Source organism: Bradyrhizobium sp. ISRA464 (genome assembly GCF_029910095.1).
Taxonomy (GTDB): Bacteria; Pseudomonadota; Alphaproteobacteria; order Rhizobiales; family Xanthobacteraceae; genus Bradyrhizobium.
The window spans coordinates 4246835-4272268 of the sequence record NZ_CP094526.1; the positions used below are offsets into that span (position 1 = coordinate 4246835).

The following is a 25434-nucleotide window of genomic DNA, read 5'->3' on the forward strand; positions in this document are numbered from 1 at the left end:
CTCCACCGTAGCTTTTCAAGGTTTTATCTCAGATAAATCAATCGTTTCAGCAGGGTTGACAGGCCCCCCTTTCCGCCAGCGGATCCAACGACTTGGCGGCCCTACTCGTCTCGGCCAAAATAGTCTCGAGTGGCTTCACGCTCTTGTAGTATCCGGTCATGCTCTCTTCCGAACAGGAAACGGACCTCGCGCGGGCGTCGCACCGCAAGATCATTCACATCGACATGGACGCCTTCTACGCGTCGGTCGAGCAGCGCGACAATCCCAACTTCCGCGGGAAGCCGGTCGCGGTAGCGGTTCGGCCGAGCGAGGCGTCGTGGCGGCCGCGAGCTATGAAGCGCGGAAGTTCGGCGTCCGCTCTGCGATGCCGTCGGTCACCGCGGAGCCAGTGCCTAATCTTCGTCAAGCCGCGCTTCGAGGTTTACAAGGCGATCAGCCTGCAGATCAGCGAAATCTTTGCCGAGCACACGGTGATCATCGAGCCGCTGTCGCTCGACGAGGCCTACCTTGACGTAACCGAAAATTTGCAAGGCATCCCGCTGGCCAGAGACGTCACATCGCGGATCCGTGAGAAGATCAAGGCCGAGACAGGCCTGAACGCCCCTGCGGGTATCTCCTACAACAAGTTCCTGGCGAAACTCGCCTCCGATCACCGCAAACCCAACGGTCAGTACGTCATCGCGCCGGAGATGGGGCCGAACTTCGTCGAGAAGCTGCCGGTCGGGAAGTTTCGCGGCATCGGGCCGACAGCCGCCGCCAAGTTCAACGCGTTCGGGATCTGGACCGGCCTCGACATCCGCAACCAGTCCCTCGCCTTCCTGCAGGAGAACTTGGGCAAGTCCGGGACCTACTACTGGATTTCGCGCGGTATCGACGAACGCCCCGTACGGGCCAACCGCGTGCGCAAGTCCGTCGGTGCCGAGAACACGTTCTTCAGCGACCTGACAGAATTCGACGCGATGGTCGCAGAGCTTCAGCCCCTGATCGACAAGGTCTGGCGACACTGCGAGACGGTGAGGAGTCGGGGGCGAACGGTTACGCTCAAGGTGAAGTTCGCCGACTTCGAAATCATCACGCGCAGCCGATCCGTTTCTTCGGCTGTCGCGACCCGCGCAGACCTCGCGGTTGTTTGGTCTGATATGCCGCGGCACCGGCGGAGCCGGCGCGCGGCGTCCTAGACAGTGACGAGCACGGCGCCACGGCCCTAAGAGCAGAAACGAGTCGGTTTAAGCCAATAACGAGTCCACCAGAGATACGAGTGGTCGCCTTCCTTGTCTTATGCAATTCGGAGTCCAGCGAACCTGCGCCAACCCCACTCGCCACCGATTAACGTCAGGTCCGGCCCCAGCAGCGGAGGTAAAATGCAGGTCGCAGTTTGACCCATTGCAGACTACATCGCTGCACCAAGGGCCACTCTGTTTCACTCTGCCTCAAGCCAAATTCCTGCTTCGCTTAGAGCGTTTAAGATGCGTTCAATATCTTCGGGGTCTAGTTCACTGCCACATAGCTGGTTCAATTCATCAAAGGTAATCTTGCCGTTCCGTTCACCAATTTCAATGGCTCGTCGAATGAGCTCCGGCACGTTCATGTCACTCTCCCTTTAGCGGTCTCCACTATATGAGGAGAGAATCGGTTTCCTCCCAGAAGGTGGCTGGAAAGTCAATTTCCGGTTGTGGCCCTTCTGAGACGTGCAGGTCCCGCCGAATGTCCGGTTTGCGCCCGGAGTTGCCCTCCCCGGCCAGATCGCATTTGGCCCATCTCGGACAAACGATGTTCAAGCCTCGGAAATCGCAACCCCGGTCAGCTCGGCCAATTCGGCAATGAGTTGGTCCTGGAATGTGGCATCGCTGGCTTCACTGGCCGGCTGCTCCTGCCGGAGATGATGCCAATAGCGGCCGCTGACCAAGGCGGCCGGCTCGTCGCTGACGGCCAGCCAGCCAGCTCTGCGTGCGTTGGCCGGTGTCGAGGTCAACCGGAGCTCCTGGACCACCCATCTTCGTGCGCGCCCAACCGGGATCGACCGCATTGCTCAAGACGTTCGGCCAGCGCCTCGCGAGTCCGGTTGCGCCAAAACCGCATCTCTCTCGAACATCAGAGCATGGCCGGATATTCCCGGTCCCGCTCCGTCGGCCCTACTGGTAAGCGCCAGCGGAATAAGTCAGTTCATAAGAATGCGAATAGATCTCAACGATGTTGCCCCAGGGATCCTCACAGTACACCATGCGATAGGGCTTCTCTCCGGGATAATAGTGCCGGACCGGCATGCGTTGCTTGCCACCGTTCACAACGATCTTGCTGGCCAAGCCTTCCACATCCGGATCGGTGATGCAGAAATGGAAGATACCGGTCTTCCAGTATTCGAGGTTATTGTCAGGCTTGACATTGCTCGGGAAGGCAAACAACTCGATGCCGATCTTGTCGACCGTCGCGAGATGGCAGATGCGAAAACTCGTCCAGTCAGGGCCGAAGACATCCGTGCACATTTGTCCGATTGCGCTGTCGTCTTTGGTGATCGTCGTCGGCTTCATGATCGGATAAAGTCCGAGCACCTCCGTGTACCATTTGAATGCCGCGTCGACATCGGGCACCGAAAGACCGATATGATTGAAAGCCCGCGGATAGGTCATGGATATTCCTCCTCCTTGCTCGGGGCGCGGCGAGCCGGCCAGCGCAACCTTGCGAGAAACTGCAGGCGGCCGATCTCGTCGCGCCACATGTCAATGCCGACGGCAAGGACGATGATCACGCCGATCACCACATTCTGCGTCGAGGTCTGGATGGCGTTGAGATTGAGGCCGTTCTGAACGATCGTAATTGTCAAAGCGCCAAACAGCGTCGCTACGACATCGCCGCGGCCGCCTGCGAGGCTGGCACCGCCAATCACTGCGGCGGCAATGGCTTGCAACTCAAGCCCCGTGCCGTAGTTGGGCGAACCGGAGTTCAGGCGTGCGGCCATCAGGACGGCCCCGACCGCGGCCATGAAGCCCGCGATAGCGAAAGCGAGCAGCTGCGTGCGGCGAACCTTGAGGCCCGAAAGATAGGCGGCATTCGCATTTCCGCCGACAGCATAGATCTCGCGTCCGAGCCGCATGTGACGCATCAGCCAATGGGCAGCAGTGAACGAGAGAACGACATAAACGAGCGGCAGCGGCATGCCGAGCACATGGCCGTAGAACAACGGCTCCAGGCGGTCCGAAGCGTCAAAGATCGGTGAACCGTTGTTGAACATGAAAGCGAGGCCGCGATAGGCACTGAGCCCGGCAAGAGTCGTGATAAAGGCAGGAATTCGCAAGTATGCGGTGACGAATCCATTGATACCGCCGAGAACAGCACCGATTATGAGCGTCAACACGACGGCAACCCAAAACTCCACGCCCCAGAATTTGAGCATGCTGCCCAGCAGCATGGTGAGCAGCGCAATCATCGAGCCCGGGCTGAGATCGATTCCCCCGACAAAGATCACGAGGGTAGAACCAATCGCGACGATTGCAACAATGCTGACCTGCAGGGCAAGATTGCTGAGATTACCGGCTGTGAGGAAGCGGTCCGTCGTGGACAGCACAATCAGTGCGACGATGAGTGTCGCGACAGCGGGGCCGGTCAGCGGATGGTTCAAATAACGCCGCATCAGCCGTTCATCCCTCCTGCAGTGGTCTCCAGCAGATCCGCCTTGCGCAACTCGGAAGCTTCTGCAAAGCGAGCGATGCGTCCACGCTGTACGATCGCGATCCGGTCGGATATCGAGAATAGTTCCTTGTCGTCGGAGCTGATCAGGATCACGCCTTTTCCGGCGCGGACCAGTTCATTGATCAAATGGTAGATCGCGACCTTGGCTCCAACGTCGATCCCCTGCGTCGGTTCGTCGAGAATGAACACGTCCGCTCCAGCACCAAGCCAGCGCCCAAGCAGCAGCTTTTGCTGATTGCCGCCCGAGAGGCGGTCGGGCAGCTCATATTCCGCCTGAGGTGCGATCCTTAATCGCTCGATCAAGGCCCGGCTCGTCCGTTGCTCCTGCTCCAGATCGAACCACAAAGCGCGGCCATAAGCCCCAAGTGTGGCGGTGGTCATGTTCTGAGCGCCGGTCAGGTTGAAGAACAGGCCGTCGGCCTTGCGGTCCTCGGCCAGCAGCGCGATTCCCGCGGCAACCGCGTCAGCAGGGGAGCGCAGCTGCAGCGATCGCCCATTGCGGCGGATCTCGCCGGATGTTAGCCGATCGACGCCGAACAGCGCCTCCGCGATCTCGCTCCGGCCGGCCCCCAGCATGCCGCCGAGCCCCAGCACTTCGCCACGGCGAAGTGTGAAACTCACGCCGCGCACGCCGCGCTCCGTCGAAATATCCACCACCTCAAGGAGCGGCTCGCCGGCATTTGCAGACACTTTGCCATAGTGCTCGCGAACCTCCTCCCCGATCATCAGCTTGATGATCGCCGCGACATCGAGCGGCGTCGCATCGGCTGGGCTGACGATACGGCCATTGCGCATCACGGTGACGACGTCAGCCAAACGCACCACCTCGTCGAGTCGGTGGGAGACATAGAGAACCGCGGCGCCAGCCTCCCGCATCCGCCGCAACAGGTCATGGAGATGACCGGCCTCGGACGCGCCAAGTGCCGTGGTCGGCTCATCCAGCACGAACAGGTTGGCGCGCGCGGCCATCGCCTTGGCGATTTCGATCATCTGCTGATGCGCCTTCGAAAGTTCGCGCACCAATGCATCGGTTGCAATCGCGATTCCGAGCCCATCGAGCACCGTCTTCGCGGTCTCCCGCATCGAACGCCAGTCCAGGCGGTAAGCCCGTCCCGGCCAGCGCCCAAGCAGGATGTTTTCGGCAACTGTCAAATCCGGCACGAGAGAGAATTCCTGGAACACGGTGGCGACGCCGAGCGCTCGCGCCGCAAGCGGACTATCCAACTGAACCGGCTCGCCGGCACACCGCACCTCACCGGAATCCGGTTGGTGTGCACCGCTGAGCGTCTTGATCAGCGTGGATTTTCCCGAGCCGTTCTCGCCCACCAAGCCGTGGATTTCGCCCGCGCGCAGCAGAAGCGACACGTCGTCATTGGCCACGGCAGGCCCAAACGTTTTTCGGATGCGGCGCAGCTCCCAAGCCATGGATTCCGGCATGATCATGGACCTCCCGGCGCGTTTGTCTGTGTTGGTTCGGCGGCCCATCACCGGACCGCGGTCAAGGAGACGCGCGATCCGGGTTCAGCTTAGTACTTCTTCGAAGGCTTGGGATAGAGCACCTCGGGATGCCGCAGCACGTCGAGTACGTTGCTCTTATCCACAATACGCGTGGGCGTCTCGACCCAGCCGCCGCGATATTTGTTGTCGAGCACATCCGCTGTGACTTGTAAAGCGATCTGACCCATCACGTAGGGGGTCGTATCCACCGTCGCGGTCACGGTGCCCGCGGCGATCGGCTCGAGCCCGGCTCCCGTATCGCCGTCATTACCAAACAACAGAAGGTTCTTCCGACCCAGCGCCTTTGCGGCCTGCGCGGCACCAAGGATCTCATAGTCATTGGCGGCAAAGATCATCTGAATGTCCGGATGCGCCTGCAACATGTCCATTGCGGCGGCATTGCCGCCTTCGACGTTCCACTTGCCATCGAGGCTTGCCACAACTTTCAGCTTGGAGCCCTTGATGGCATCGAGAAATCCCCCGACGCGCTCCGTCGAATGATAGCCGGGCTGGCCTTCAAGAATACCGACCATCATCGGCTTGTCGCCGACGAGCTTGAGCGCGTACTCGCCCTCCTCGTGCGTCCCATTTCGCTGCGAGTAGCCGACCACCGCGTGGATGGGGGTCGGGAAATCCGCGATGTCGGAATTGACAATCACGACCGCGATGCCCTGCCCCACCGCACGCTTGACCAATGGCGCGGCGGCATGCTCGTCATGCGTGGACAGGATGATCGCGGCGACGCCCTGATTGATGACGTCCTGGATCATGCCCATCTGGCCATTGATGTCGGCCCCGCTCTGTGGCGCCAGCATGAAGGTTTGGATCCCGTGCTCGGCCGCCACGTCCTTGATGCCCTCGCCGATCGCGATGTAGTAGTTGAACTCGGTTGCCGGCGGCATGTAGGCGATCCGCGCGCCCTTCGAACCTTTGAAGTCCTTGATCGGAGCTTGCGCTTCCGGCTTCAGTGGTTTCGGCGCGGGATATTCATCCGCTGGCGCACCACTCGTTGTCCCCAGCGCTAACATGGCGGCGATGGTCGCCAATAATTTGCTTCCTCGAGCCATTCACATCCTCCCGTTTTGGTGTTTGCTCCACTTATGAGTTCGATCGTTTTTGGTGTGGAAGCTCGGATCCGGCGCATCAGCCAAGAAACGGTTTGTCGGGGACACCCCTTACGCCGGGCTTGATGGCAAAGAGCGCACCAGATTGCGGCTCCGCCGCAATCTGTTCAGGTGTCATCAGATAGCGCGCTGTGGTGATATAGAGCGTGTCTAGGTCCTCGCCTCCGAAGGTCACGCAAGTCGGGTTAAGCACTGGGACAGGCACAATGCGGTCGATCCGTCCGTCTGGCGCGAACCGCACCACGCGACGCCCATTCCATTGTGCGTTCCAGATGAAGCCCTCGGCGTCGATACAGGAGCCGTCCGGTAGCCCCGGCTGGTCTTCAAAACGGTTGAGCACGCGTCGATTGCTGACGGCGCCCGTTCGATCATCGTAGTCGTAGGCCCAGATGGTCCGCGCCGGCGAGTCCGCGAAATACATCGTCCGGCCGTCTGCGCTGAAGCAGATGCCGTTCGCGCACGCAATGCGTCTTAAGAGCGTTGTAACGCGATAGTCCTGATCTATTCGAACAACGCTCGATACGAACTTCCCTTCCATCTCGTCGAATCCACCCGCAACCAATCGCCCTTGGCGGTCGGTGCGGCCGTCGTTGAGTCGCGTGTTCGGATTGTCAGGCTCGAACGCAGCCAGATTCTTGCGCTCTCGAGTTGCAGGATCGTACAGCGCCAAGCCCGAGGCGAACGCAACGATCAAGCCGCCGCGCGGGCGTGGTGCGAGACAAGCGACCCGCTCTGACGCCTTCTGCGACGAAGTTTGCCCCGTAGCCGGATCGAGGCTCCAGATTTCGCACGACTCGATATCGACCCAGTAGAGACGCCGCTCGCTCGGGTCCCACGTCAGCCCCTCGCCGAGCACATTTCGGCAGTCTACGACGAGACGCACTTCACTCATCGGACTTCGCTCCACGGGGCCGAACTGAGGAAGTTGCACAGCCAATTTGCAACCACTGCCCCTGTGCTTGACTGATATCTTAGATCTGATACCTTGGGTCTGCAATATCGTTTTTCAGATGAACAACGATTCTGAGCGGCTCACCGCCAGCCATTGCGCCAAAGCCAGAGGTGTCTCCGCACATGGTTTCCGTCATTGAACGGCCCGCCTCCCTTGCAGCGATTGCTCTGCAGCAAATCCGCACGGCCATCATCGAGGGCACGCTGCCGCTCGGTTCGGCCGTGTCCGAGAGCCAGCTCGCCGCCTCGTTCGGGATCAGCAAGACGCCAGTCCGCGAGGCGCTGGCACATCTGCGGATGGAGGGGCTCGTCACCATCGTTCCGCAGTCGGGTACGTTCGTTTTCACATTGAGCGCGGTGGAGGTGATCGAGATCTGCGAACTGCGGCAGACCCTCGAAGCGGCCGCGCTCCATCTTGCGATCGCGCGCAACCGGGCTCGACTCGTTGATGGCTTGGCCAAGGTTTGCAGGCAGATGGACGAGACGCGCGTCAGCGGTGACGAACGCGCCTATCTTCGGCTCGACAGCGCCTTCCACGAAGAGTTCTTCGCCAATTGCGGCAACCGCTACTTTGCCGATGCGTATCATCGCATCGTGCCGAAGGTCGCCGCGCTGCGCACCCATCTTGCGACGCGCCCCGATCACACGCGTCTTTCCTACGAGGAACACAAGCAGATCCTCGACGCAATCAGGCGTGAGCAGGAGGACGACGTGATGGTGATTCTCGATCGCCACATCGAACGCACACGATCCGCCTACACGCGCAACATCGAAGACATCGCCGCGGCCGATTCCGCCTCGCGCGGCCCGCCGCCGCTCGCAAAGCTTGGCTCGACTCCATGACACCCGCCGAGGCCAGCCATCTCTCTCCTGACGACCACGCAGCACGGCTGGAATTGCGCGGCCTCAGCAAGGCGTTCAACGGCATTCCCGCCGTCATCAATCTCTCGCTCGACGTCTGGCCTGGCGAGATCCATGCCATCGTGGGCGAGAACGGCGCCGGCAAAACGACGGTCATGAACATGCTCTCCGGCGTGTTTGCGCCTGATGCAGGCGAAATCCGCATTGATGGCGCGCCGATCCATCTTGCTTCGCCTCGCCAGGCACAGGATCTCGGGATCGCCACGGTGTTTCAGGAGCTGAGCGTCGTTCCCGCGGTCAGCATTGCCGAGAACATCTACGCCAATCACCCGCCGACCTTGCCGGGTGGAATCATTCGCTGGAGCAGGCTTTACGAACGTGCCCATCAACTGCTCTCCGAACTTGGCGTAGACGTCGATGTCAACCGATCCGTCGCTTCGCTCGACACGCCAACACGGCAGCTCGTCGAAATCGCCAAGGCATTGTCGTTGCGGGCGCGCTTGCTGCTGCTCGACGAGCCGACGTCGTCACTGACGGCACGCGAGGTGCACACATTGTTCGATCTTCTACGCCGGCTGCGGGATCGCGGCATCGCGATCATCTACATCAGCCATCAGATGAGCGAGATCCTGGCGATTGCCGATCGCATTACCGTCATGCGCGACGGGCACAAAATTGGGACATGGCTTGCCGATGCAGTCACGGCGGACGAGATCGTCCGTCACATGGTAGGCCACGAAATCGCAGGTGATGCTGCTGTCTCCGGCGCGGCCACCACCGGCGCCGAGCTGCTGCGCGCGGAACGCTTGTCGGCTCCCGGGCATTTCCACGACGTCGGATTGGCGCTGCGTCAAGGTGAGATCGTTGGCCTTGCCGGACTGATGGGCGCGGGACGGAGCGAACTCGGCAAGGCGCTGGTCGGCGCGCGCCTGATCGACGCCGGGCGCATTCTGATCGACGGCCATCCCGTCTCTCTCGACAGCGTGGGCGCAGCGATCCGGCACGGAATCGCCTATCTACCCGGCGACCGGAAGAGCGAGGGTCTCTTTCTCGACAAATCGCTGGCCGACAACATCGTCGCTGCATCCCTGTCGGGCGTATCGCGCTTTGGCCTCCTCGATCGCAGGCGAAGAGACGCACTGGCCCGCACGACCGTGCACCGGCTGCGTATCCGCACGGCGAGCCTCGATCAGGCGATGCGTCATCTGAGCGGCGGCAACCAGCAGAAGACGTTGCTTGGAAAGTGGCTCGTCACCGAACCGCGCATCCTGATTGTCGACGAGCCTACCAAGGGTGTGGACGTGGCAGCCAAGGCCGAAATCCACGCCGAGTTGCGCCGGCTTGCATCGGAAGGCGCCGCAATCCTCGTTATTTCTTCGGATTTGCCCGAGCTTCTCGGTCTGTCGGATCGCGTGCTGGTCATGCGCAACGGTGCCATCGCCGGCGAGCTTCCGCGCTTAGAGGCAAGCCAGGAGCGCGTGATGGCCCTGGCATCGGGGATCGCGCCAGCGCCGCAAGCATCGGAAAGAGTGTCATGAAGGCCCTTCAGCATTCCATCCACTGGCCGCACGGAAATGAAGCCTTCAGGCTTAGACGAATCGTCGAGGCCCGGGAAATTACGCTCGTCGTTTTGATCGCAGCCGTCGTCGCGGCGATGTCATTCGCAAGTCCGTACTTCCTGACAGCCGCCAACTTCCGTGCAATGGCAATCGGACTCGCGCCGACCGCAATCATCGCAGTAGGCATGACCCTCTTGCTCGTGTCCGGCGGATTCGACCTATCGGTCGGTTCGGTCATGGCATTGACGGGCACGGTGCTGGCGCTGCTTGTGGTCAAGGGCCTGCCGATCGCGCTCGCGTTGGCGGCGACCATGTTGGTCGGCGCAGCGGTCGGCGCGACCAACGGGATTCTGGTGACCCGGGTTGGCGTTAACCCGCTTGTCGCAACACTCGGTACGCTCTCGGCCGCTCGCGGCATCGCCCTGGTCCTGACTGACGGCTTTTCCGTCAGCGGTTTGCCTTCGTCCTTCGGCTTTGTCGGCGGCACGGACATCGCCGGTGTCCCGCTGACGGTCGTGATCATGGGCCTGATCGTTCTGGTGGCCGATCTTGCGCTCCGCCACACGCGCGCGCTGCGACAACTCTATTTCGTCGGCGCCAATGAAACGGCGGCCCGACTGTCCGGCATTCCGGTCGACCGCGTGCGTATCTCGGCCTACGTGGCCTCGAGCCTGCTCGCCACGCTGGCAGGCATGCTGCTCGCATCGCGCCTGATGGCCGGCACGCCCACGGCCGGTAATGCGCTTGAGCTCCAGGTGCTTGCTGCCGCGGTTATCGGCGGCGCCAGTCTGCGCGGGGGCGAAGGCACGGTGCTCGGCGCCTTTCTCGGCGTGATCTTCGTTGCGCTCATCAATAACGCGATGACCATGCTCGCGGTGTCGATCTATTGGCAGATGGTTGTCACGGGTTTGGTGCTCACGATCGCGGTCGCGCTCGACATGCTCGTGCGCGGTCGTTCGCGTTAGGTCGCATTCCTTGTGCCGCGAAGATGTGCACGGCAGGGCAGGATTGGAGACGCTCATAAACAACAAATCAGGGAGGACAAAATGACCGAAATGGACATGACAAGACGGCATCTGTTCAACATGGCGGGAATGCTTGCCGGGGCAGCCGGCGCCGGCGTCCTGAGTTTGAATGATGTGCGCCCGGCGAACGCTGCGGAAGCCAAGGGCGAGTACGTCTTTCTTTCAATCGTCACGCAGGTGCCTTTCTGGGTGGACCACAAACACGGCCTTGCCGATGCCGGCAAACAGCTCGGCGTCAGCACCACATTCACCGGTCCGCTCGATTTCGATACTGCCGGCCAGGCGCGGCAACTTGATGAGATCGTGGCCCGCAAGCCCGCCGGAATCCTTCTCTTCCCGGGAGATGCCGCCACCTTGGCGCCCGGCATCGACCGTGCGGTGGAAGCCGGCATTCCCGTCGCCACCATCATCGGCGACGTGCCCAACAGCAAACGCTTCTGCACATTGGGCATCAACGGCTTTGACGCAGGACGTGCCGGCGGCGAGATGCTCGCGCAGGCCATCGGCGGTAAGGGCAAGGTGCTGCTCGGCACCTTCCCGGCACCGAACGTGCTTGATCGCGTCGAAGGTTACAAAGCGATGTTCAAGGAAAAATATCCCGAGATCACCGTCACCGACGTGGTGAACGACAAGGCCGATCCATCCTATGCGCCGACCGCTTATGCGCAGGCGTTGCAGGCCCATCCCGACGTGGTCGGGATCGGCGGCACCGACGGCGACAGTGGCAAGGGTGCCGCCATTGCGGTTCGCGACGCCGGCCGGACCGGGAAAGTCAAGATCGTCGCGATGGACCGCAATGACGATATGCTCCCGTTCATCGAGGATGGCACGATCTGGGGATCGGTTGCGCAGAAGAGCTATGCCGAGGCCTATATCGCCACGCACCTCCTCTATTGGCTCAATGCCAATGACATGAAGGTGCTTCCGGACTGGAAGGCGGCCGGCATCGATCCGCTGCCCGAAAAGATCCAGACCGGCATCATGCGGATCACACGCGAGAACGTGAAGCTCTTCAAGCATAGCTGATGCGCCCGGAGGCGCGGCGCAGTTAGCCCGGCTGGCGCCTCAGGTCTGTCCCACGCTGTGCAACTCGCGATGGAGATCGCATGGCCAAATTCAAGGTCTACGTCAGTGACTACGACTATCCCGATCTTTCGATCGAGCAGGCCGTGCTCGGGCCGATCGGCGCCGAAGTCATAGGCTTGCAGTGCCGCACCGGCGAAGGTCTCGCCGAGCAAGCGGCTGATGCCGACGCGATCCTGCAGCAATATGCCAAGATCTCGCGCGAAACCATTGCACGCCTGACTCGCTGCAGGGCGATCTGTCGTTATGGGATCGGCGTCGACATCGTCGATCTCGAGGCTGCACGCGAGCGCGGCATCATCGTGACCAACGTCCCCGATTATTGTCTCGATGAGGTTTCCGATCACGCCATTGCGCTCGGGTTCACTCTGCTTCGTCGGCTACCCCAATACGCGGCGGCTACGCGCAATGGACGTTGGCACTGGAGCGCGGGCGGCGGTGCCATCCGCCGCCTTCGCGGCATGATTTGCGGTCTGATTGGCTTCGGCCGGATCGCACAGAACATGGTTCATAAGCTCGCGCCGTTCGGCTTTTCGGTGATCGCCTACGATCCCTACGTGTCGGACAGCTATATGCGCAGTTTCGGCGTGCGCAAGGTGGAGCTGGATCAGTTGCTCGCTGATGCGCAGATTGTGCAGGTCTTGTGCCCCTATACGCCGGAAACGCATCACCTCATCGATCACGCGGCCCTCGCCCGCATGCGCCCCGATGCCGTCTTGGTGAACTGCACGCGGGGCAAGATCGTCGACAACCGGGCGCTCTTCGACGCGCTTGCACCGGGCCAGCTCGCCAGCGCCGCTCTCGACGATCTCGAGGAAGAGCCGGCCAAGCTCGAGCATTGGAGGCCCGAGAACAACGCGCTGCTTCGGCTGGATAACTGCATTGTCACCCCGCACGTCGCGTACGTTTCCGACGAGTCGCTTGCCGAATGCCGCCGGGTCGCCGCCGAGAATGCGCGGGCCGTCCTGCTTGGACAGAGGCCGCCAAATCCGGTCGTCCTCTAACGCAATTCTGTTCGCGAAGGAGACTCAGCCATGAGCTTTTATGAAATCCGAGAGATGCCCCGACCCGATGATAACATTATCGCTGAATATGTCGATGTGGCCCGATGCTTGAGCGCATCCTGCGTATTCGCAGACGTTCAAGGCCGCGCCGGGGTGATGCACTCCTCAATCAAACCGATCTTCGCCTGCAAGCTCGTCGGCCCTGCCCTCACCGTTAAGCTCGCGCCCGGCGACCTGCAGGATCCATTGAAGGCACTTGAGATCGGCAAGCGCGGCGATGTGATCGTCGTTGATGCCAACGCGGATACCGAAACATCCGTGGTCGGCGGTCTCATGGGAGGCCTTGCCAAGAATCGAGGCATCGCTGGCATGATCGTCGATGGTGCGGGCCGTGACATCGATGAGCTGCGCGATATCGGCTGGCCGATCTTTACCCGGGCCGTGACCGCCCGTGGCACGCATACGATGTTCTCAGGCCGCAAGGAGGATCTGTCCTTGAATGTGCCGATCGTTTGTGGCGGGGTTCCGGTCAATCCCGGCGATATGGTCGTGGCGGACGAGATCGGCATCACGGTTGTACCGCGTGAGCGCCTTGCGCCGGTGCTGAAGCTTGCAAGGGAGCAAGCTGAGCGAGAAGAAAAAACCCGCCAATGGGTCAAGCAGGGCAAGACGGTCGAGGATTTGTTGGAGGAATTCGGCAGGATTTAGAGTACCGTCCGAACTCCGGAGGTCTACGGGCGTGCCGCACGCGTCGTCGTCCAACCGATCGGGCAAGGCATGAAGAAGAGAGAGCCACATCGGCTGGAGACCAAGTGCGACGGCTGCGACGGTAAAGGACGCCCGCCGGTGCAAGCGGTCAACCAGGTAGACGGATCTACCCGGCGCTTTGCAAGAGATGCGGCGGCAAGGGCCGGATAGCGATGATTCCGGCAAGCGCCTCAAGCTGAACAATGCGCCCGAGAGTGAAGCGCGCCGGGCGTGAGGTCTATGTACGTGAGATCAGGTGGCGAGCCCAGCCAGCGCCGCATCATCCGCCGGCGCCAACAATTCGCGCGGAACTACGTCGCGTCCGAATGCGGACAGACGCGCGTTCTCGCGAATTCGGGACCGCGTTTGTCGACTTCCTCGTTCCAGATATCGATGACCTGCTCCAGGTCTTGAAGACGTACCCGCCGTTGATGGCCGGCGAGTGAAGCTTGGATTCGCGACCTTCCGTGCCGGGAACGGCGGTAATCGCAAAGAGGTCGTCGATGACGTCGCGCTCGCGGCCTGCGATCATCGCGAGGTAGCGCGAGAGCCCAGACGCCCTCGACATCGCCGACTGCCAGCGCGCGCCGAATCTGATAGCCGCATTTGCTCCGTGGTAACCGTGCGGCCCTGAGGTTCTCGGCCCTCCTGCGCGCGCATCCCCCCAGCGAACGCGGCAGCTTTACCATTTTTGCCACCGCCCACGCCGCTTTGAAGAAAGCTAGATACGGCGGCGACGACGCCTTGGTCGCTTCGGGTATTTGTGGCCGTGCAAGTCGGATAGCCTCTTCGACCACGGCCAAGGTGATTTTGAAGCGCGCTGCGATTTCTTCGGGCTCGTCGCCTCGCCCCCACAACACAGCGAGTGCTTCATCGGGAACGCCAACGCGAAACTGCGGGGTCCGTCGCGAACCGCGACGATCTCCCACGGCTGTCGATCGGCCTGCTGGAGAGCGCCTGGCCCCTTCCGAAAGCTGTGCGCCTCCTGGGTGTGTCGTTGTCCTCGCTGCGGGGTAAGCAAGACTAGACTTGTGGCCCACGCACCCCAATGCATGGGTCATATTGCCCGGAGGATCGCGATAAACCAATACTTGAAAACGACCTGACTCTGGCCGCAAGGCTGCGGGAGGATCTGCGACAGATATCTTCGCCAATCTAGCTCAAACGTCTGCTTCGCGCCGAGAGCTGCCCTCCGAGCCAGGTCGCAGTTTGACCCGAACCGGTCATTAGGACAGATGCGCCAGCCGCAAATTTCGGGCAGTCTTCTGAGCGAGCGCGCGATTAAAGCCTGCTATCGTCACGCTGCACGGCACGCCCCCCATGGGAGAGGTCCGGCTTCCAGCAGCATGGTCGCAATATGCGCTGTTTAGCTTGAACATCTGTTCTCTCTCCGCAGCAAGTTTTGGGATCGCCGAGCACGGCGTCATCGGATGGCATCCAGCTCATAAGGGCCTCCTGTTCGCGGATATCGAGATCCTATCAGCATCGCGGGACCGCGCTCAATTGAACCGGTGTCCACCTGCGCCGAACTCACGAGGTGGCGCCCAGCGCCTCCTTAGCTTCGGAATCGTAGAGGTGACAGCGAACCGAACCGCCGGCGATCGTTCGCGGCAAAGGCGCATCTTGCGCACAAACCGGCATGACATGGGGGCAGCGCGGATGGAAGGTGCAGCCCGCGGGTGGTTCCAGTGGATTGGGAAAAGCGGTGCCAAGGTGGGTGTCTGGCAAGCCGAGGCCCGGTTCCGGCGTGAGGATCGAGGCAAGCAATGCCTGCGTGTAGGGATGCCGGGCTGCGCGGAAGAGCGAAACCGTGTCGCTCTCTTCGACGATCTGTCCGAGGTACATGACTGCAACGCGGGTTGCCATGTGCTGGACGACGGCCAGGTTGTGGCTGATCAGCAGCAGCGTCAGTCCGAATTCCCTCTGCAGGTCCTGCAGGAGATTGAGAATCTGCGATTGCACCGAGACATCGAGCGCCGACGTCGGCTCGTCGCAGATCATCACCTGCGGCCGCGTGATGAGAGCGCGCGCGATCGCGACGCGCTGGCGCTGGCCGCCCGAGAGCTGGTTTGGATAGGCACTGCGAAGCCGGCGCGCCAGACCGACCCGCTCCATCATCTCCTCGACCTTGACGCGGCGCTCCGCCGGTCCGCCAATGCGATGAACCTCAAGCGGCAAACCGATGATGGCACCGATCGACTTGCGGGGATTGAGGGACGAATACGGGTCCTGAAAGACCGGTTGCACGCACCGGGCCATGACACCGCGGTCGAGCCCCTTGACCGCCGCTCCGTCAAAAAGAATTTCACCGCTGGTGGGCGGCAGGAGCCCCAGCATCATGCGGGCAAGCGTGGACTTGCCGCAGCCGGATTCGCCGACCAGTCCGAGGATCTCGCCCTTGCGGACGGTAAGCGAGACGCCATTGACCGCGTGCAACACGCGGCGGGCCTTGAACAAGCCGCCGTCGACCACGAAGCGCCGCTCGACATTGCGGGTTTCCAGCATGGGGCGTGTCATACGGCGGCCACCTCGGCGGCATTAGCCGCGCTCGCCTGCGGCGAAAGAAGACAACGATAAGCGTGTGCGCCGCTTACCTCAGCAAGCGTCACCTCCGTGGTCGCGCAAGAAGAGAAGGCGTGCGGACAACGATTGCGGAAGGCGCAACCTTCGATCTTCCCGATCAGGCTCGGCACCATGCCCGGGATCGAGCCCAGATGCTCGCCCGGTCTGGTGCGGCCAGGGATCGGAATGCAGCGGAGCAGGCCCTGCGTGTAGGGATGAAGGGGGCGGGTGAATATGTCTTTCGCCGGTCCGATCTCGACGATTTGCCCCGCATACATCACGGCGACCCGGTCGGCGATCCGTGCAACGATCCCGAGATCGTGGGTGATGAGGACCACGGCCATGTCGAACTCGCGCTGAAGGGCGGCGAGCAGACGTAGAATCTCGGCCTGTATCGTCACGTCGAGCGCCGTTGTCGGCTCATCCGCGATGATTAGCTTGGGGCCGCACATCAGCGCCATCGCAATCATCACCCGCTGACGAAGGCCGCCCGATAGTTGATGCGGATATTGCGCAAGCCGCTGGCCGGCCGCGGTGATGCCAACCTTTTCAAGCAGATAGACTGCGCGGTCGCGGGCCGCCGTGCGGGCGACCTTGCGATGGCGGAACAACGCTTCCTCGAGCTGGTTGCCGATGGTGTAGGCCGGATTCAGCGAAGTCATCGGCTCCTGGAAAATCATCGCCATGCGGTCGCCGCGGACATCGGCCATTTCGCGCTCCGCCAACTTGGTCAAATCGATTCCGTCGAAGGTCAGTCGAGTCGCTGTGCGCTGCGCCCGTTTGGGCAGCAGATTCATTATTGCGAGGGAGGTCAGCGACTTGCCGCAACCCGATTCACCCACAATGCAAAGCGTCTCGCCGCGCGCGACCGAAAAACTGACATCGCGAACCGGGTGGAGGGTCCCGATAGTCAAGGAAATTCTGACATTGAGGCCCGCAATTTCGAGAAGTGCACTCAACTTCGATTCTCCGGCGCGGTCAGGTCGCGGACACCGTCGCCCAGCAGATTGATCCCGAGCACGAGCATGAACAGCGCCACACCAGGGATCGTGATAACCCAGGGGCTGAAGAACATGTACTGCTTGCCGTCCGCGATCATCGCGCCCCAGTCCGGCAGCGGCGGCGGAACGCCAAGTCCGAGGAAGGACAGCGCTGCGGCGAGGAGGATACCGTTGGCCATCTCGATGGTCGCGATGATGACGATGACGTTGAGGACGTTGGGCAGTATCTCGCTTGCAACGATCCGCCAGGTCGAGCAGCCCACGGCCTGGGCGGCGGCGACGTAGTCAAGCGCGCGAATCTGAAGCGTGACGCTGCGTGTGACCACGGCGAAGCGGTCCCACAGCAGGAGACCGAGCACCAGGATGACGTTCCGCAGCGAACTGCCGGCCAGAGCCGCGACGGTGAGCGCAACGAGAATCACCGGCATCGCAAGCCTTGTCGTCACGATGAAATTGATGACGAGGTCAATCCGTCCACCGAAGTAGCCGGCAATGACACCGAGGCTGGTACCGATGATCCCGGACATGATCATGATGCTGAAGCCGACCAATAGCGAAATGCGCGATCCGTAGATCAGTCGGCTTAGATAGTCGCGCCCGATCTGATCGGTCCCGAGCGGGTGGGTCCAGCTGCCGCTTTCATCCCACAAGGGCGGGACGAGGCGCTGGCTCAGGTCCTGAGCGTAGGGATCGTGCGGTGCAAGCAGGGGTGCGAACAGGGCTACGCCCAGAATGACAATGAGGATGCCGGCGCCGATCAGAAAGGTGGTGTGGCCCAGCACCCGGCGCCTGAATGCTGCGCCCGCCGATGACGGGAGCACACTGGCGAAATCGACGTAGGTCTCGATCGTCATCGCTTGGGCTTCTCAACGCACACGAATGCGCGGATCGAGCAAGGCGTTGAGCATGTCGGCAAGCAACGTCAGCACGATGTAGAAGCAGGCGAGGATGAGCACAATTGCCTGCACCACCGGAAAGTCGGCGCGGCTGATCGACTCCCAGCCCAGATAGCCCACGCCGTGCAGCGAAAACACCGATTCGATCACGATCGAACCGCCCAGCGCGAAACCCAACTGGACAGCCGCCACCGCCACCAACGGGATAATCGCGTTGCGCAGCGCGTGCTTGAACAGCACCGTCATCGAGCGTAGGCCCTTGGCGCGCGCGGTCCGGATGTAATCGGACGCCAGAACTTCCATCATGCCGGCGCGGGTCAACCGCATGAAGGTCGGAATCGAATAATAGGAGAGCGTGATAGCCGGCATCACGTAATATTCCCAGCCTCCGGTTCCGGAGACCGGCAGCCAGCGCAGCGTCACTCCAAACAACATCATGAGTAGCAGCCCGAACCAGAAGCTGGGCAGCGCCTGCCCGAACACGGAGATGGTCAGAGCCAGACGGTCGATCCAGGAATTCGGCCGCAGTGCGGCAGCGATCCCGAGCGGGATCGAGACGAACAGCGCGATCACCAGCGCCGAGATGCCGAGCATCATGGTTACGGGCAGACGCTCGGCGATGATCGGAAAGACCGGCTGCTTGAGGAACAATGAATCGCCGAAATCACCGCGGATCGCCTTGCCGGCCCAATCGAGATACTGAATCGCTATCGGCCGATCGAGGCCATAGGCCTTGCGGACTTGAGCGACGTCCGCAGCGCTCGCCGACGGCCCGGCGAGCGACTGGGCGAGGTCGCCCGACAGATGCAACAGCAGGAAGCTGACGATTGAGACGGTGATCGCCACCAGTAGAGCAACAAGGCTTCGCTTGATAAAGTAGACGAACAACGGGAGGCCCTTCCCTGCGCTTGCCGGCTGCGGGCCCAGCGGAACCTCAGCCGCGCGGCGGCCCTACTTCCAACTATAGAGATAATAGCGCGGGATCTCGTCCTTGTAAGGCGTGAAGTTCAATTCATTCGTGTGGGCGTAGTACACCGCGTACGAATTCATCGGAAGCCAGTACATGCGGTCCATGATGCGATCGATGGCCTTCTTGTAAAGCTCCTCGCGCTTCTTCGGATCAGAGTTGGTGTCCGCGTCTTGGACCCAGCCCTGCAGTTCCTTGTCGCCGGAGAAATCGTCAGCCGAACCGGTGAAGAAGTTACCCAGGATCGCCGAAGCATCGTTGATCGAATAGGATCCCCAATCGCCAAACGAGATCGGCGTCACGCCTTCATGGTTCTTGTTGCGGAAGGCGGGATATTGCAGGAGCTGGATCGAGGCCTGTATGCCGATCTGGCGCATGTAACCGGCCAGGGCGTCTTCCCAACTCGGCGGCTGGCGGAATGCGTAAAGCGTCGTACTGAACCCATCCGGGTAGCCCGCTTCTTTCATCAACTCCTTCGCCTTCGCCAGGTTGTAGTCGTACTGCTTCGCGCCCTGATAGCAGCCGAACTGGGTCGGGAAACACGGTCCCTTGAGCACGTTCGCGGTCGAAGCGAAGAAGGTCTTGGTAAACTCAGGCCGGTTGATCGCATGCGCGATCGCCTGACGCACGCGGACATCCTGGAGCGGCGATTTCCCCGAGCGGCCGGCCGCATCGAAATAGATGTATCCGACACGCATCGTCTCGCCCGAGGTGACGGTGAGGCCCTTGACCTTCTCCAGGTTCTTCACCTGGTCGGTCGGCACATACCAGATCCAGTCAAGCCCGCCCGATAGCAATTCAGCCAACTGGGTCGTCTTCTCCGGCGGGAAGGTCACCACGATCTTGCCGATCTTGGGCTTGCCCTTGGGGCTGTCGTTCCAATAGTCGGTGTTCTTGACCAGCGTGATCGACTTGCCTGGCTCGAGGCTTTCGACCTTGTAAGGTCCGCTGCCGACAGGATGGCGCCCCATGCCGTCGGGACCGACCTTGGCGTAATAGACGTGCGGATAAATCGGGATTGGCCCGGCAAGATATTCAAGCGCCGCCGGGAACGGTGCCTTCAGATGGATACGGACCTTGTACTGGTCGATCTTCTCGGCGTTCTTGATCCAACCCACGTTGGTGGTGTTGAGCACCTTGTTGGCCGGGTTCGACACGAAATTGAGCGTGTAGACCACGTCTTCGGCGTCGAAGGGCTGCCCGTCCTGAAACTTGACGCCTTGGCGAAGGTCGAACTCGAGCGTTAAATCATCGACCCAGCGCCAGGCCGTGGCCAACGCGGGTTTGTATTGGAAGGTTTCCGGATCGCGGTCGATCAGCTGATCCCAAACCATCCGCGCCAGGATGATGCCCTCGCGGTTGGTGTTGAAGTAAGCGTCGGCATTGTCGATCTGCTGGTCCCAAGCGACCCTGAGCGTGTCGTTTGCCTTGTTTGCGAAGCCCGGCGCCGTCCACAATCCGACACCCAGGGCCGCCATGCAGGTTATCGCGGCTGTTGTTCTGAACATCCACTTCCTCCCGTTATTTATTTGCCCACGCCGTTTGAATCGGCGTTGTGGTGAATGCTACGAAACGGAATCTAGCGCACCGGGGCCGTTGCTCCACTAGATGATCTTGAGCGTACTGGCCTGTCCAAGAGCGCTAGATACAAGCGGCATTGATACCGCCGGCGCCAGGCCCGCGGCCCCAGCTGCTGCGCCCACTCGCTTCAAGAACCCGCGTCCTGTGACGGCTGATGTAGAAATTTCTCGTCCTGACCGCATCCTTGCTCCCCCTGACAGTCGTTCCCTTGACCAGCCACATTGCGACGTTGTGGCCTCTCAGGCTGGCACTGAAAGCGCGTTAGCCCGCTTCCTCGACTGTGATGGGCGCCGATGTAAGAGCCTCGCCTCCCAGATTGGCAGGCGTGCTCTAACTGAACTCCCGGTTGGTCCGGCCATGACTTGATTCAAAGATAGCTGTTCGGGCACCCATAGAACACGTACGGGGCCACCGGTAACGGGCGGCTGGCTCTGACGGCTGCTCAATTCCGCCTAAGTCAGTCGGCGCGCTTCACCACTGAGCACCATCCCACCACGACAGTGCTCATTAGCCCCTGTACGGCGGTAGGACGGGGGTCACCTGCAATGTAAGTTATCATACTTTCTCTTCAGCACGGCGACAAAAAGAATGGCTCGCTCGAAGAGACATTCCGCCGCACAGGATTGAACACTAACGTGCTGCACTGCAGCCAACGCGCACGAAATCGTTTGGTCGAAGCCTGGTCGGCCGGGGAGCCGAATCGGCCTTTGCAGTCCGCAAGGACGTTAGCCGAAATCGAGAAATCAGAGAAACCTGCCGAGCACCGATACAAGACTCTTTTCGGCCGAGATTGCCGTCGTTACAGGCCGTCCTCACAGTGAGGCGGCTGCCCCAATGTCCGAACCCGGCCCATACCGAGACCTTTCTTTTTCGCAGTGACGTTGAAACGGCATCGACCGACGCGTGCTGTTCGTTACGTCGGCCATCCGGCGGCCAGCATACCGCGGCCGAAGTTCAAGCGAACACATCCAGATTATTCCATGGATCAATCATTAGTTGACGAGTTGATCGCGTATTGCTGGAGCGCTCTACGACTTCACGCTTCACCTCGGGAAGCATTTAGGACCCTATTGAAGCTCGCACTTGTCTATGCATTATCGTCGGGAGCTTTCCTGTCGGAACTGCCCGCAGTTCGATGCGACGACCTTTCATCCGACGGACTTGTCGTTGGCCGCGGCTCTCGAAAGCGAAAGCTCTATCTTTCGTCTGATGCTGCAATTGCCCTTCGAAACTATCGCTCGGTCCGAATTTCCGCAATCCAAGGGCGACGCGATGCAGCTCTGCTATTTGTGACTGAGTCCGGCAAGGCGCGATTTATTTCAGGCTGATTTGCTATTAGCAAAGTTATACACAAGGCGGGGATCGGTGATTTGGGTCTCACGCCCGCCAAGCTACAAAGAGCTTCGGTAAAGCTCCTTGCCGATAATGATTTGGATTGGCTAGACGCCTTTGCAATTCACGGCTATCGAAGCATTCCGCATATCAAGCTCAAGCCTTACTCTTCAGACGAGCTAGCCGAATTTGTCGATCGCCTCCATCCAATGAGCGCAGATCGCCCACCTCGGCTATAAACCGCCTCGCAGTTCTAGTTGGCATTTGATTCCGAGAACACCGACTAGACGCGAATAAACGAGACTCGAATTCTGTTGTTTGAAACCCACATCGGACTCGAATTCAGACTTCGCCGAGACTCGAATTCATCGAATTCAAGCCATTGTAATTGCTATCTTTTTTGGATTCGAGATGGAATTGGCGTGCAATACGCACGATTGTTCTCGAATGCATCTCGAATGATCCGCCCGTTACCTCAGACAAGCGATGGTTGGGCCATATCCGCCGCGAGGCGAAGTGCCGACTGGCTCGCGCCGACTGACGCAATTCCTCGCCCTGCGATGTCATAGGCGGTGCCGTGCGCGGGAGTGCAGATGGGAAACGGAAAACCGCCGAGCAAGGTCACGCCGCGGTCGAAGCCCATCAGCTTCATCGCGATCTGGCCCTGATCGTGATACATCGTCAGCACCGCATCGAAGGCGCCGCCCTTGGCACGCAGAAACACCGTGTCGGCGGGAAACGGCCCCTCGGCGGCAATGCCTTCGCGCCGGCCGGCCGCGACCGCAGGCGCGATGACGTCGATCTCCTCGCGGCCAAAATTGCCGCCGTCGCCGGCGTGCGGATTGAGAGCCGCGACCGCGATGCGCGGCCGCGCGAACCTGGCGTTGCGCATGCATGCGTCGGTTAGCCTCAGCGCACGATGGATGCGCTCGCTGGACAGCCGCGCGGCCACGTCCTTGAGCGGGATGTGCGATGTGACACGCGCATTCCAGAGCTGGCCGAGCACGTTGAATTCGCTTGCAGGCGTCTTGAGCCCGGCCACCTCGGCGGAGAACGCGATCTCGTCGTCGTAGTCGGCACGGGCAAGGCGCATCGCCTGCTTATTGAACGGCGTGAAGCAGACGGCGTCGACACGCCCGTCCCGGCCGAGCTCCAGTGCGTGCCGGTAATTCGTCAGCGCGAATTTGCCGCCGGAAAGGCTTGCAGTTCCCCGCTCGACCTCGGTCGGATCAAGATGGGCGAGATCGACGAAGAGCGCCTCGCCCCTCGCCGCACGAAAGTCGGTGCCCTGCTCCACCGCCTTCAGCTCCGGTGTAACGCCGGCGACGCGCGCCCCTTCGTCGAAGATGCGGCGGTCACCGATCACGACCAGCCGACTGCGGGCGCGGACGTCATCCAGCACCACTAGCTTCGCCGTCAGCTCCGGGCTGATGCCCGCGGGATCTCCCATTGCCAATGCAATGAGCGGCTTAGCGGTCATATGATCACCTTCTCCTGGCTTGTCGTATCGGCACCGTGAGGTGCGGGCTTGCGCCAGACGCGTGCGAGCTCAAGCGCCAGCGGAAGCAGCAACAGCGCGATGCCAGCCACAATCAGGCACGTCACCAGCCGATTTGCAAAGAAGATCCCAAGCGACCCCTTGGACATCAGCATCGACTGCCGGAAAGCGTCCTCGGCCTTGTCGCCTATGACGATCGCGAGCACGAGCGGTGCCAGCGGATAGAATAGCTTCTTGAAGAGATAGCCGAGCATCCCGAAGCCGAGCATCATGACCACGTCGAGATAGGAGTTCGACACCGAATAGGAGCCGACGACGCAGATGATCACGATCAGCGGCGCGATGACGACGAAGGGAATCCGCATCAGGGCGGCAAAGATCGGAACGGTCAGCAGCACCAGCGCGACCGCGACGATATTGCCGACATACATCGAGGCAATCAGTCCCCAGACGAAATCCTTCTGGTCGACGAACAGCATCGGCCCGGGATTGAGGCCCCAGATCATCAGCCCGCCCATCATGACGGCCGCGGTGGCTGAGCCGGGAATGCCGAGCGAGAGCATTGGGAGCAACGCGCTGGTGCCGGCGGCATGATCGGCCGTCTCTGGCGAGATGATGCCTTCAACCTCCCCAGTGCCAAAGTGCCGGCCGCGGCGCGAGAAGCGGCGGGCGATGCCATAACTCATGAAGGATGCCGCGGTCGGGCCACCCGGCGTAATCCCCATCCAACACCCGATCGCAGCGCTCCGCAGCAGCGCCACGCCGTGCCGAGGCAGGCGGGCAACCGCGCAAAACACCTCGCCCCAATCGATCTTCGATGAGACGGCGCGGGCATGAAACTCCTCCTCGACCGCGACCAGGAGCTCGCCGATGCCGAATAGTCCCATCACCGCGACGACGAAGCTCACGCCCTTGACCAGCTCGTCGATGCCCATGGTGAGACGCACGCTGCCGGAGACGGTGTCAATGCCGATCGCGGCGATCGCAAACCCGATTGCGAGCGCTACGACGGTCTTGATCGGCGCCGCGCCGCCCATGCCGACGAAGCTGGCGAAAGCGAGGAAATACACCGCAAAATATTCCGGCGGCCCAAAGGCGAGCGCGACCTGCGCCACCCACGAGGCGAGGAACGTGATCAGAATGACGCCGACCAGCGCGCCGAACGCCGCCGAGCCGAAGGCGGTGGCCAGCGCCGTCGTCGGGCGGCCGTCACGCGCCATCGGATAGCCATCGAAGGTGGTCGCAACCGACGATGGCTCTCCCGGAATGTTGAACAAGATCGACGTCACGGAGCCGCCGAACAGCGCGCCCCAATACATGCTGGAGAGCAGGATGATCGCCGAAACCGGCTGCATGCCGAAGGTCAGTGGCAGGAGCAGCGACACGCCGTTCGGCGCGCCCAGCCCCGGCAGTACGCCGACCAGAATGCCGAGGAGCACGCCGGCCGCCATCAGGATCAGATGCGGCACGGTGACCGCGATCGTAAACCCGTGTAGGAGTTCCTGGAGATTGTCCATCGGCCCTCTCCTTCAGAACCCGAACGCGGCGGCGAGAGCGCCGTGCGGCAGCGTCACTTGGAACATGCGCTCAAACACGACATAAAGCGCGAGCGACGTCGCCGCCGCCATGACCAGCGCTCGCGGCACGGATTGGTGCCTGGGGATCGCAAGCACCGCGAAGACATACAGGGCCGAGGCGAGATACATCCCCGCCAGCGGGATCGCGGCAACGAAAATTGCAGCCGGAACGAACAGGCCGGCAAGCCGGCGCAGCTCGATCGGCGTGATAGCAACAGGAACGCTTGCGGGCGTCGCGGCCGGCAGGACGCCACGCACCAGGTTGTAGAGGCTCCCGAGCACGATGACGATGCCGGTTAGGAACGGGAACGTGCCGGCGTCCACGCCCGCGGTCGACCAGCCGATGCCGTTGTCGAGGCTGGAGACGACGACTGCCACACCGAAGATACCGGTGAGGCCGGCGGTCGCAAGTTCAAGAGCGCGGCGCGATATCATCAAGGGCTCCTGGTGGCGAGAGACAACAGGACATCATGGCGCGGTGA

Annotated in this window: 21 protein-coding genes and 2 pseudogenes; 8 read left to right on the top strand and 15 right to left on the bottom strand. The window is 61.4% G+C overall.

Annotated elements, in window-relative coordinates:
• The first annotated feature begins 158 nt into the window (after nucleotides 1-158).
• A complete protein-coding gene (gene dinB, locus MTX19_RS20000; protein ID WP_280978960.1) occupies nucleotides 159-1178 on the top strand; it encodes a DNA polymerase IV in 1020 nt (339 codons plus the stop codon).
• Between the two features lie 242 nt (nucleotides 1179-1420).
• Here the strand turns inward: dinB and MTX19_RS20005 are convergent, their stop codons facing one another.
• From MTX19_RS20005 to MTX19_RS20035, 7 genes and pseudogenes are all read right to left on the bottom strand, one after another.
• A complete protein-coding gene (locus MTX19_RS20005) occupies nucleotides 1421-1588 on the bottom strand; it encodes an RNA polymerase sigma factor region1.1 domain-containing protein (protein WP_280978961.1) in 168 nt (55 codons plus the stop codon).
• 186 nt (nucleotides 1589-1774) lie between these two features.
• Nucleotides 1775-2057, bottom strand: a pseudogene (locus MTX19_RS20010) (daunorubicin C-13 ketoreductase); the annotation flags it as partial.
• Nucleotides 2058-2132: 75 nt separating this feature from the next.
• Nucleotides 2133-2627, bottom strand: a complete 495-nt coding sequence (locus MTX19_RS20015; protein WP_280978962.1) for a lactoylglutathione lyase family protein — start codon at nucleotides 2625-2627, stop codon at nucleotides 2133-2135.
• Nucleotides 2624-3628, bottom strand: coding sequence for an ABC transporter permease (locus MTX19_RS20020; RefSeq protein ID WP_280978963.1), 1005 nt, complete (start codon nucleotides 3626-3628; stop codon nucleotides 2624-2626). The genes MTX19_RS20015 and MTX19_RS20020 overlap by 4 nt, the downstream gene beginning before the upstream one ends.
• Nucleotides 3628-5124, bottom strand: coding sequence for a sugar ABC transporter ATP-binding protein (locus tag MTX19_RS20025; protein ID WP_280985427.1), 1497 nt, complete (start codon nucleotides 5122-5124; stop codon nucleotides 3628-3630). Before MTX19_RS20025 ends, MTX19_RS20020 begins: the two co-directional genes overlap by 1 nt.
• An 89-nt stretch (nucleotides 5125-5213) precedes the next feature.
• Nucleotides 5214-6230: a sugar ABC transporter substrate-binding protein gene (locus MTX19_RS20030; protein ID WP_280978965.1), complete on the bottom strand. Its 1017-nt coding sequence runs from the start codon at nucleotides 6228-6230 to the stop codon at nucleotides 5214-5216.
• Nucleotides 6231-6327: 97 nt separating this feature from the next.
• Nucleotides 6328-7200: an SMP-30/gluconolactonase/LRE family protein gene (locus MTX19_RS20035; RefSeq protein WP_280978966.1), complete on the bottom strand. Its 873-nt coding sequence runs from the start codon at nucleotides 7198-7200 to the stop codon at nucleotides 6328-6330.
• 182 nt (nucleotides 7201-7382) lie between these two features.
• Between MTX19_RS20035 and MTX19_RS20040 the strand changes: the two genes are divergently transcribed.
• The 7 genes and pseudogenes from MTX19_RS20040 to MTX19_RS20070 form a co-directional block, all read left to right on the top strand.
• Complete coding sequence (locus MTX19_RS20040) at nucleotides 7383-8102, top strand: GntR family transcriptional regulator (protein ID WP_280971619.1); 720 nt, start codon at nucleotides 7383-7385, stop codon at nucleotides 8100-8102.
• Entirely contained in the window at nucleotides 8099-9658 is a 1560-nt protein-coding gene (locus tag MTX19_RS20045; protein WP_280978967.1) for a sugar ABC transporter ATP-binding protein, read from the top strand. The genes MTX19_RS20040 and MTX19_RS20045 overlap by 4 nt, the downstream gene beginning before the upstream one ends.
• Nucleotides 9655-10644: an ABC transporter permease gene (locus MTX19_RS20050; RefSeq protein WP_280985428.1), complete on the top strand. Its 990-nt coding sequence runs from the start codon at nucleotides 9655-9657 to the stop codon at nucleotides 10642-10644. Before MTX19_RS20045 ends, MTX19_RS20050 begins: the two co-directional genes overlap by 4 nt.
• A gap of 81 nt (nucleotides 10645-10725) precedes the next feature.
• Nucleotides 10726-11730, top strand: coding sequence for a substrate-binding domain-containing protein (locus tag MTX19_RS20055; RefSeq protein WP_280978968.1), 1005 nt, complete (start codon nucleotides 10726-10728; stop codon nucleotides 11728-11730).
• A gap of 80 nt (nucleotides 11731-11810) precedes the next feature.
• Entirely contained in the window at nucleotides 11811-12791 is a 981-nt protein-coding gene (locus tag MTX19_RS20060; RefSeq protein WP_280978969.1) for a C-terminal binding protein, read from the top strand.
• Nucleotides 12792-12821: 30 nt separating this feature from the next.
• Complete coding sequence (locus tag MTX19_RS20065; RefSeq protein WP_280978970.1) at nucleotides 12822-13499, top strand: RraA family protein; 678 nt, start codon at nucleotides 12822-12824, stop codon at nucleotides 13497-13499.
• A 943-nt stretch (nucleotides 13500-14442) separates the two neighbouring features.
• A pseudogene (locus tag MTX19_RS20070) lies at nucleotides 14443-14565 on the top strand (DNA polymerase IV); the annotation flags it as partial.
• 503 nt (nucleotides 14566-15068) lie between these two features.
• Here the strand turns inward: MTX19_RS20070 and MTX19_RS20075 are convergent.
• From MTX19_RS20075 to MTX19_RS20110, 8 genes are all read right to left on the bottom strand, one after another.
• A complete protein-coding gene (locus MTX19_RS20075) occupies nucleotides 15069-16043 on the bottom strand; it encodes an oligopeptide/dipeptide ABC transporter ATP-binding protein (protein WP_280978971.1) in 975 nt (324 codons plus the stop codon).
• Between the two features lie 8 nt (nucleotides 16044-16051).
• Nucleotides 16052-17059, bottom strand: a complete 1008-nt coding sequence (locus MTX19_RS20080; RefSeq protein WP_280978972.1) for an ABC transporter ATP-binding protein — start codon at nucleotides 17057-17059, stop codon at nucleotides 16052-16054.
• Nucleotides 17056-17955, bottom strand: coding sequence for an ABC transporter permease (locus MTX19_RS20085; protein WP_280985429.1), 900 nt, complete (start codon nucleotides 17953-17955; stop codon nucleotides 17056-17058). The genes MTX19_RS20080 and MTX19_RS20085 overlap by 4 nt, the downstream gene beginning before the upstream one ends.
• A 12-nt stretch (nucleotides 17956-17967) precedes the next feature.
• Entirely contained in the window at nucleotides 17968-18885 is a 918-nt protein-coding gene (locus tag MTX19_RS20090) for an ABC transporter permease (RefSeq protein ID WP_280978973.1), read from the bottom strand.
• 63 nt (nucleotides 18886-18948) lie between these two features.
• The gene (locus MTX19_RS20095; protein ID WP_280978974.1) at nucleotides 18949-20472 is read right to left on the bottom strand and encodes an ABC transporter substrate-binding protein; all 1524 of its coding nucleotides are present in this window, start codon (nucleotides 20470-20472) and stop codon (nucleotides 18949-18951) included.
• Nucleotides 20473-22352: 1880 nt separating this feature from the next.
• Complete coding sequence (locus MTX19_RS20100) at nucleotides 22353-23357, bottom strand: 4-hydroxythreonine-4-phosphate dehydrogenase PdxA (protein ID WP_280978975.1); 1005 nt, start codon at nucleotides 23355-23357, stop codon at nucleotides 22353-22355.
• Nucleotides 23354-24892: a tripartite tricarboxylate transporter permease gene (locus MTX19_RS20105; RefSeq protein WP_280978976.1), complete on the bottom strand. Its 1539-nt coding sequence runs from the start codon at nucleotides 24890-24892 to the stop codon at nucleotides 23354-23356. Before MTX19_RS20105 ends, MTX19_RS20100 begins: the two co-directional genes overlap by 4 nt.
• A 12-nt stretch (nucleotides 24893-24904) precedes the next feature.
• Nucleotides 24905-25387 (bottom strand): tripartite tricarboxylate transporter TctB family protein, encoded by a 483-nt coding sequence (locus MTX19_RS20110; protein WP_280978977.1) that lies wholly within the window; start codon nucleotides 25385-25387, stop codon nucleotides 24905-24907.
• Nucleotides 25388-25434 lie beyond the last annotated feature (47 nt).

Excerpts from the sequence above, each read along its gene's own strand:
- MTX19_RS20110 (WP_280978977.1), bottom strand. The coding sequence starts at position 25,387 with ATGATATCGCGCCGCGCTCTTGAACTTGCGACCGCCGGCCTCACCGGT.
- MTX19_RS20025 (WP_280985427.1), bottom strand. The coding sequence starts at position 5,124 with ATGCCGGAATCCATGGCTTGGGAGCTGCGCCGCATCCGAAAAACGTTT.
- MTX19_RS20015 (WP_280978962.1), bottom strand. The coding sequence starts at position 2,627 with ATGACCTATCCGCGGGCTTTCAATCATATCGGTCTTTCGGTGCCCGAT.
- MTX19_RS20045 (WP_280978967.1), top strand. The coding sequence starts at position 8,099 with ATGACACCCGCCGAGGCCAGCCATCTCTCTCCTGACGACCACGCAGCA.
- MTX19_RS20040 (WP_280971619.1), top strand. The coding sequence starts at position 7,383 with ATGGTTTCCGTCATTGAACGGCCCGCCTCCCTTGCAGCGATTGCTCTG.
- MTX19_RS20055 (WP_280978968.1), top strand. The coding sequence starts at position 10,726 with ATGACCGAAATGGACATGACAAGACGGCATCTGTTCAACATGGCGGGA.
- dinB (WP_280978960.1), top strand. The coding sequence starts at position 159 with ATGCTCTCTTCCGAACAGGAAACGGACCTCGCGCGGGCGTCGCACCGC.
- MTX19_RS20100 (WP_280978975.1), bottom strand. The coding sequence starts at position 23,357 with ATGACCGCTAAGCCGCTCATTGCATTGGCAATGGGAGATCCCGCGGGC.
- MTX19_RS20095 (WP_280978974.1), bottom strand. The coding sequence starts at position 20,472 with ATGTTCAGAACAACAGCCGCGATAACCTGCATGGCGGCCCTGGGTGTC.
- MTX19_RS20005 (WP_280978961.1), bottom strand. The coding sequence starts at position 1,588 with ATGAACGTGCCGGAGCTCATTCGACGAGCCATTGAAATTGGTGAACGG.
- MTX19_RS20020 (WP_280978963.1), bottom strand. The coding sequence starts at position 3,628 with ATGCGGCGTTATTTGAACCATCCGCTGACCGGCCCCGCTGTCGCGACA.
- MTX19_RS20050 (WP_280985428.1), top strand. The coding sequence starts at position 9,655 with ATGAAGGCCCTTCAGCATTCCATCCACTGGCCGCACGGAAATGAAGCC.
- MTX19_RS20075 (WP_280978971.1), bottom strand. The coding sequence starts at position 16,043 with ATGCTGGAAACCCGCAATGTCGAGCGGCGCTTCGTGGTCGACGGCGGC.
- MTX19_RS20065 (WP_280978970.1), top strand. The coding sequence starts at position 12,822 with ATGAGCTTTTATGAAATCCGAGAGATGCCCCGACCCGATGATAACATT.
- MTX19_RS20105 (WP_280978976.1), bottom strand. The coding sequence starts at position 24,892 with ATGGACAATCTCCAGGAACTCCTACACGGGTTTACGATCGCGGTCACC.
- MTX19_RS20085 (WP_280985429.1), bottom strand. The coding sequence starts at position 17,955 with ATGACGATCGAGACCTACGTCGATTTCGCCAGTGTGCTCCCGTCATCG.
- MTX19_RS20060 (WP_280978969.1), top strand. The coding sequence starts at position 11,811 with ATGGCCAAATTCAAGGTCTACGTCAGTGACTACGACTATCCCGATCTT.
- MTX19_RS20035 (WP_280978966.1), bottom strand. The coding sequence starts at position 7,200 with ATGAGTGAAGTGCGTCTCGTCGTAGACTGCCGAAATGTGCTCGGCGAG.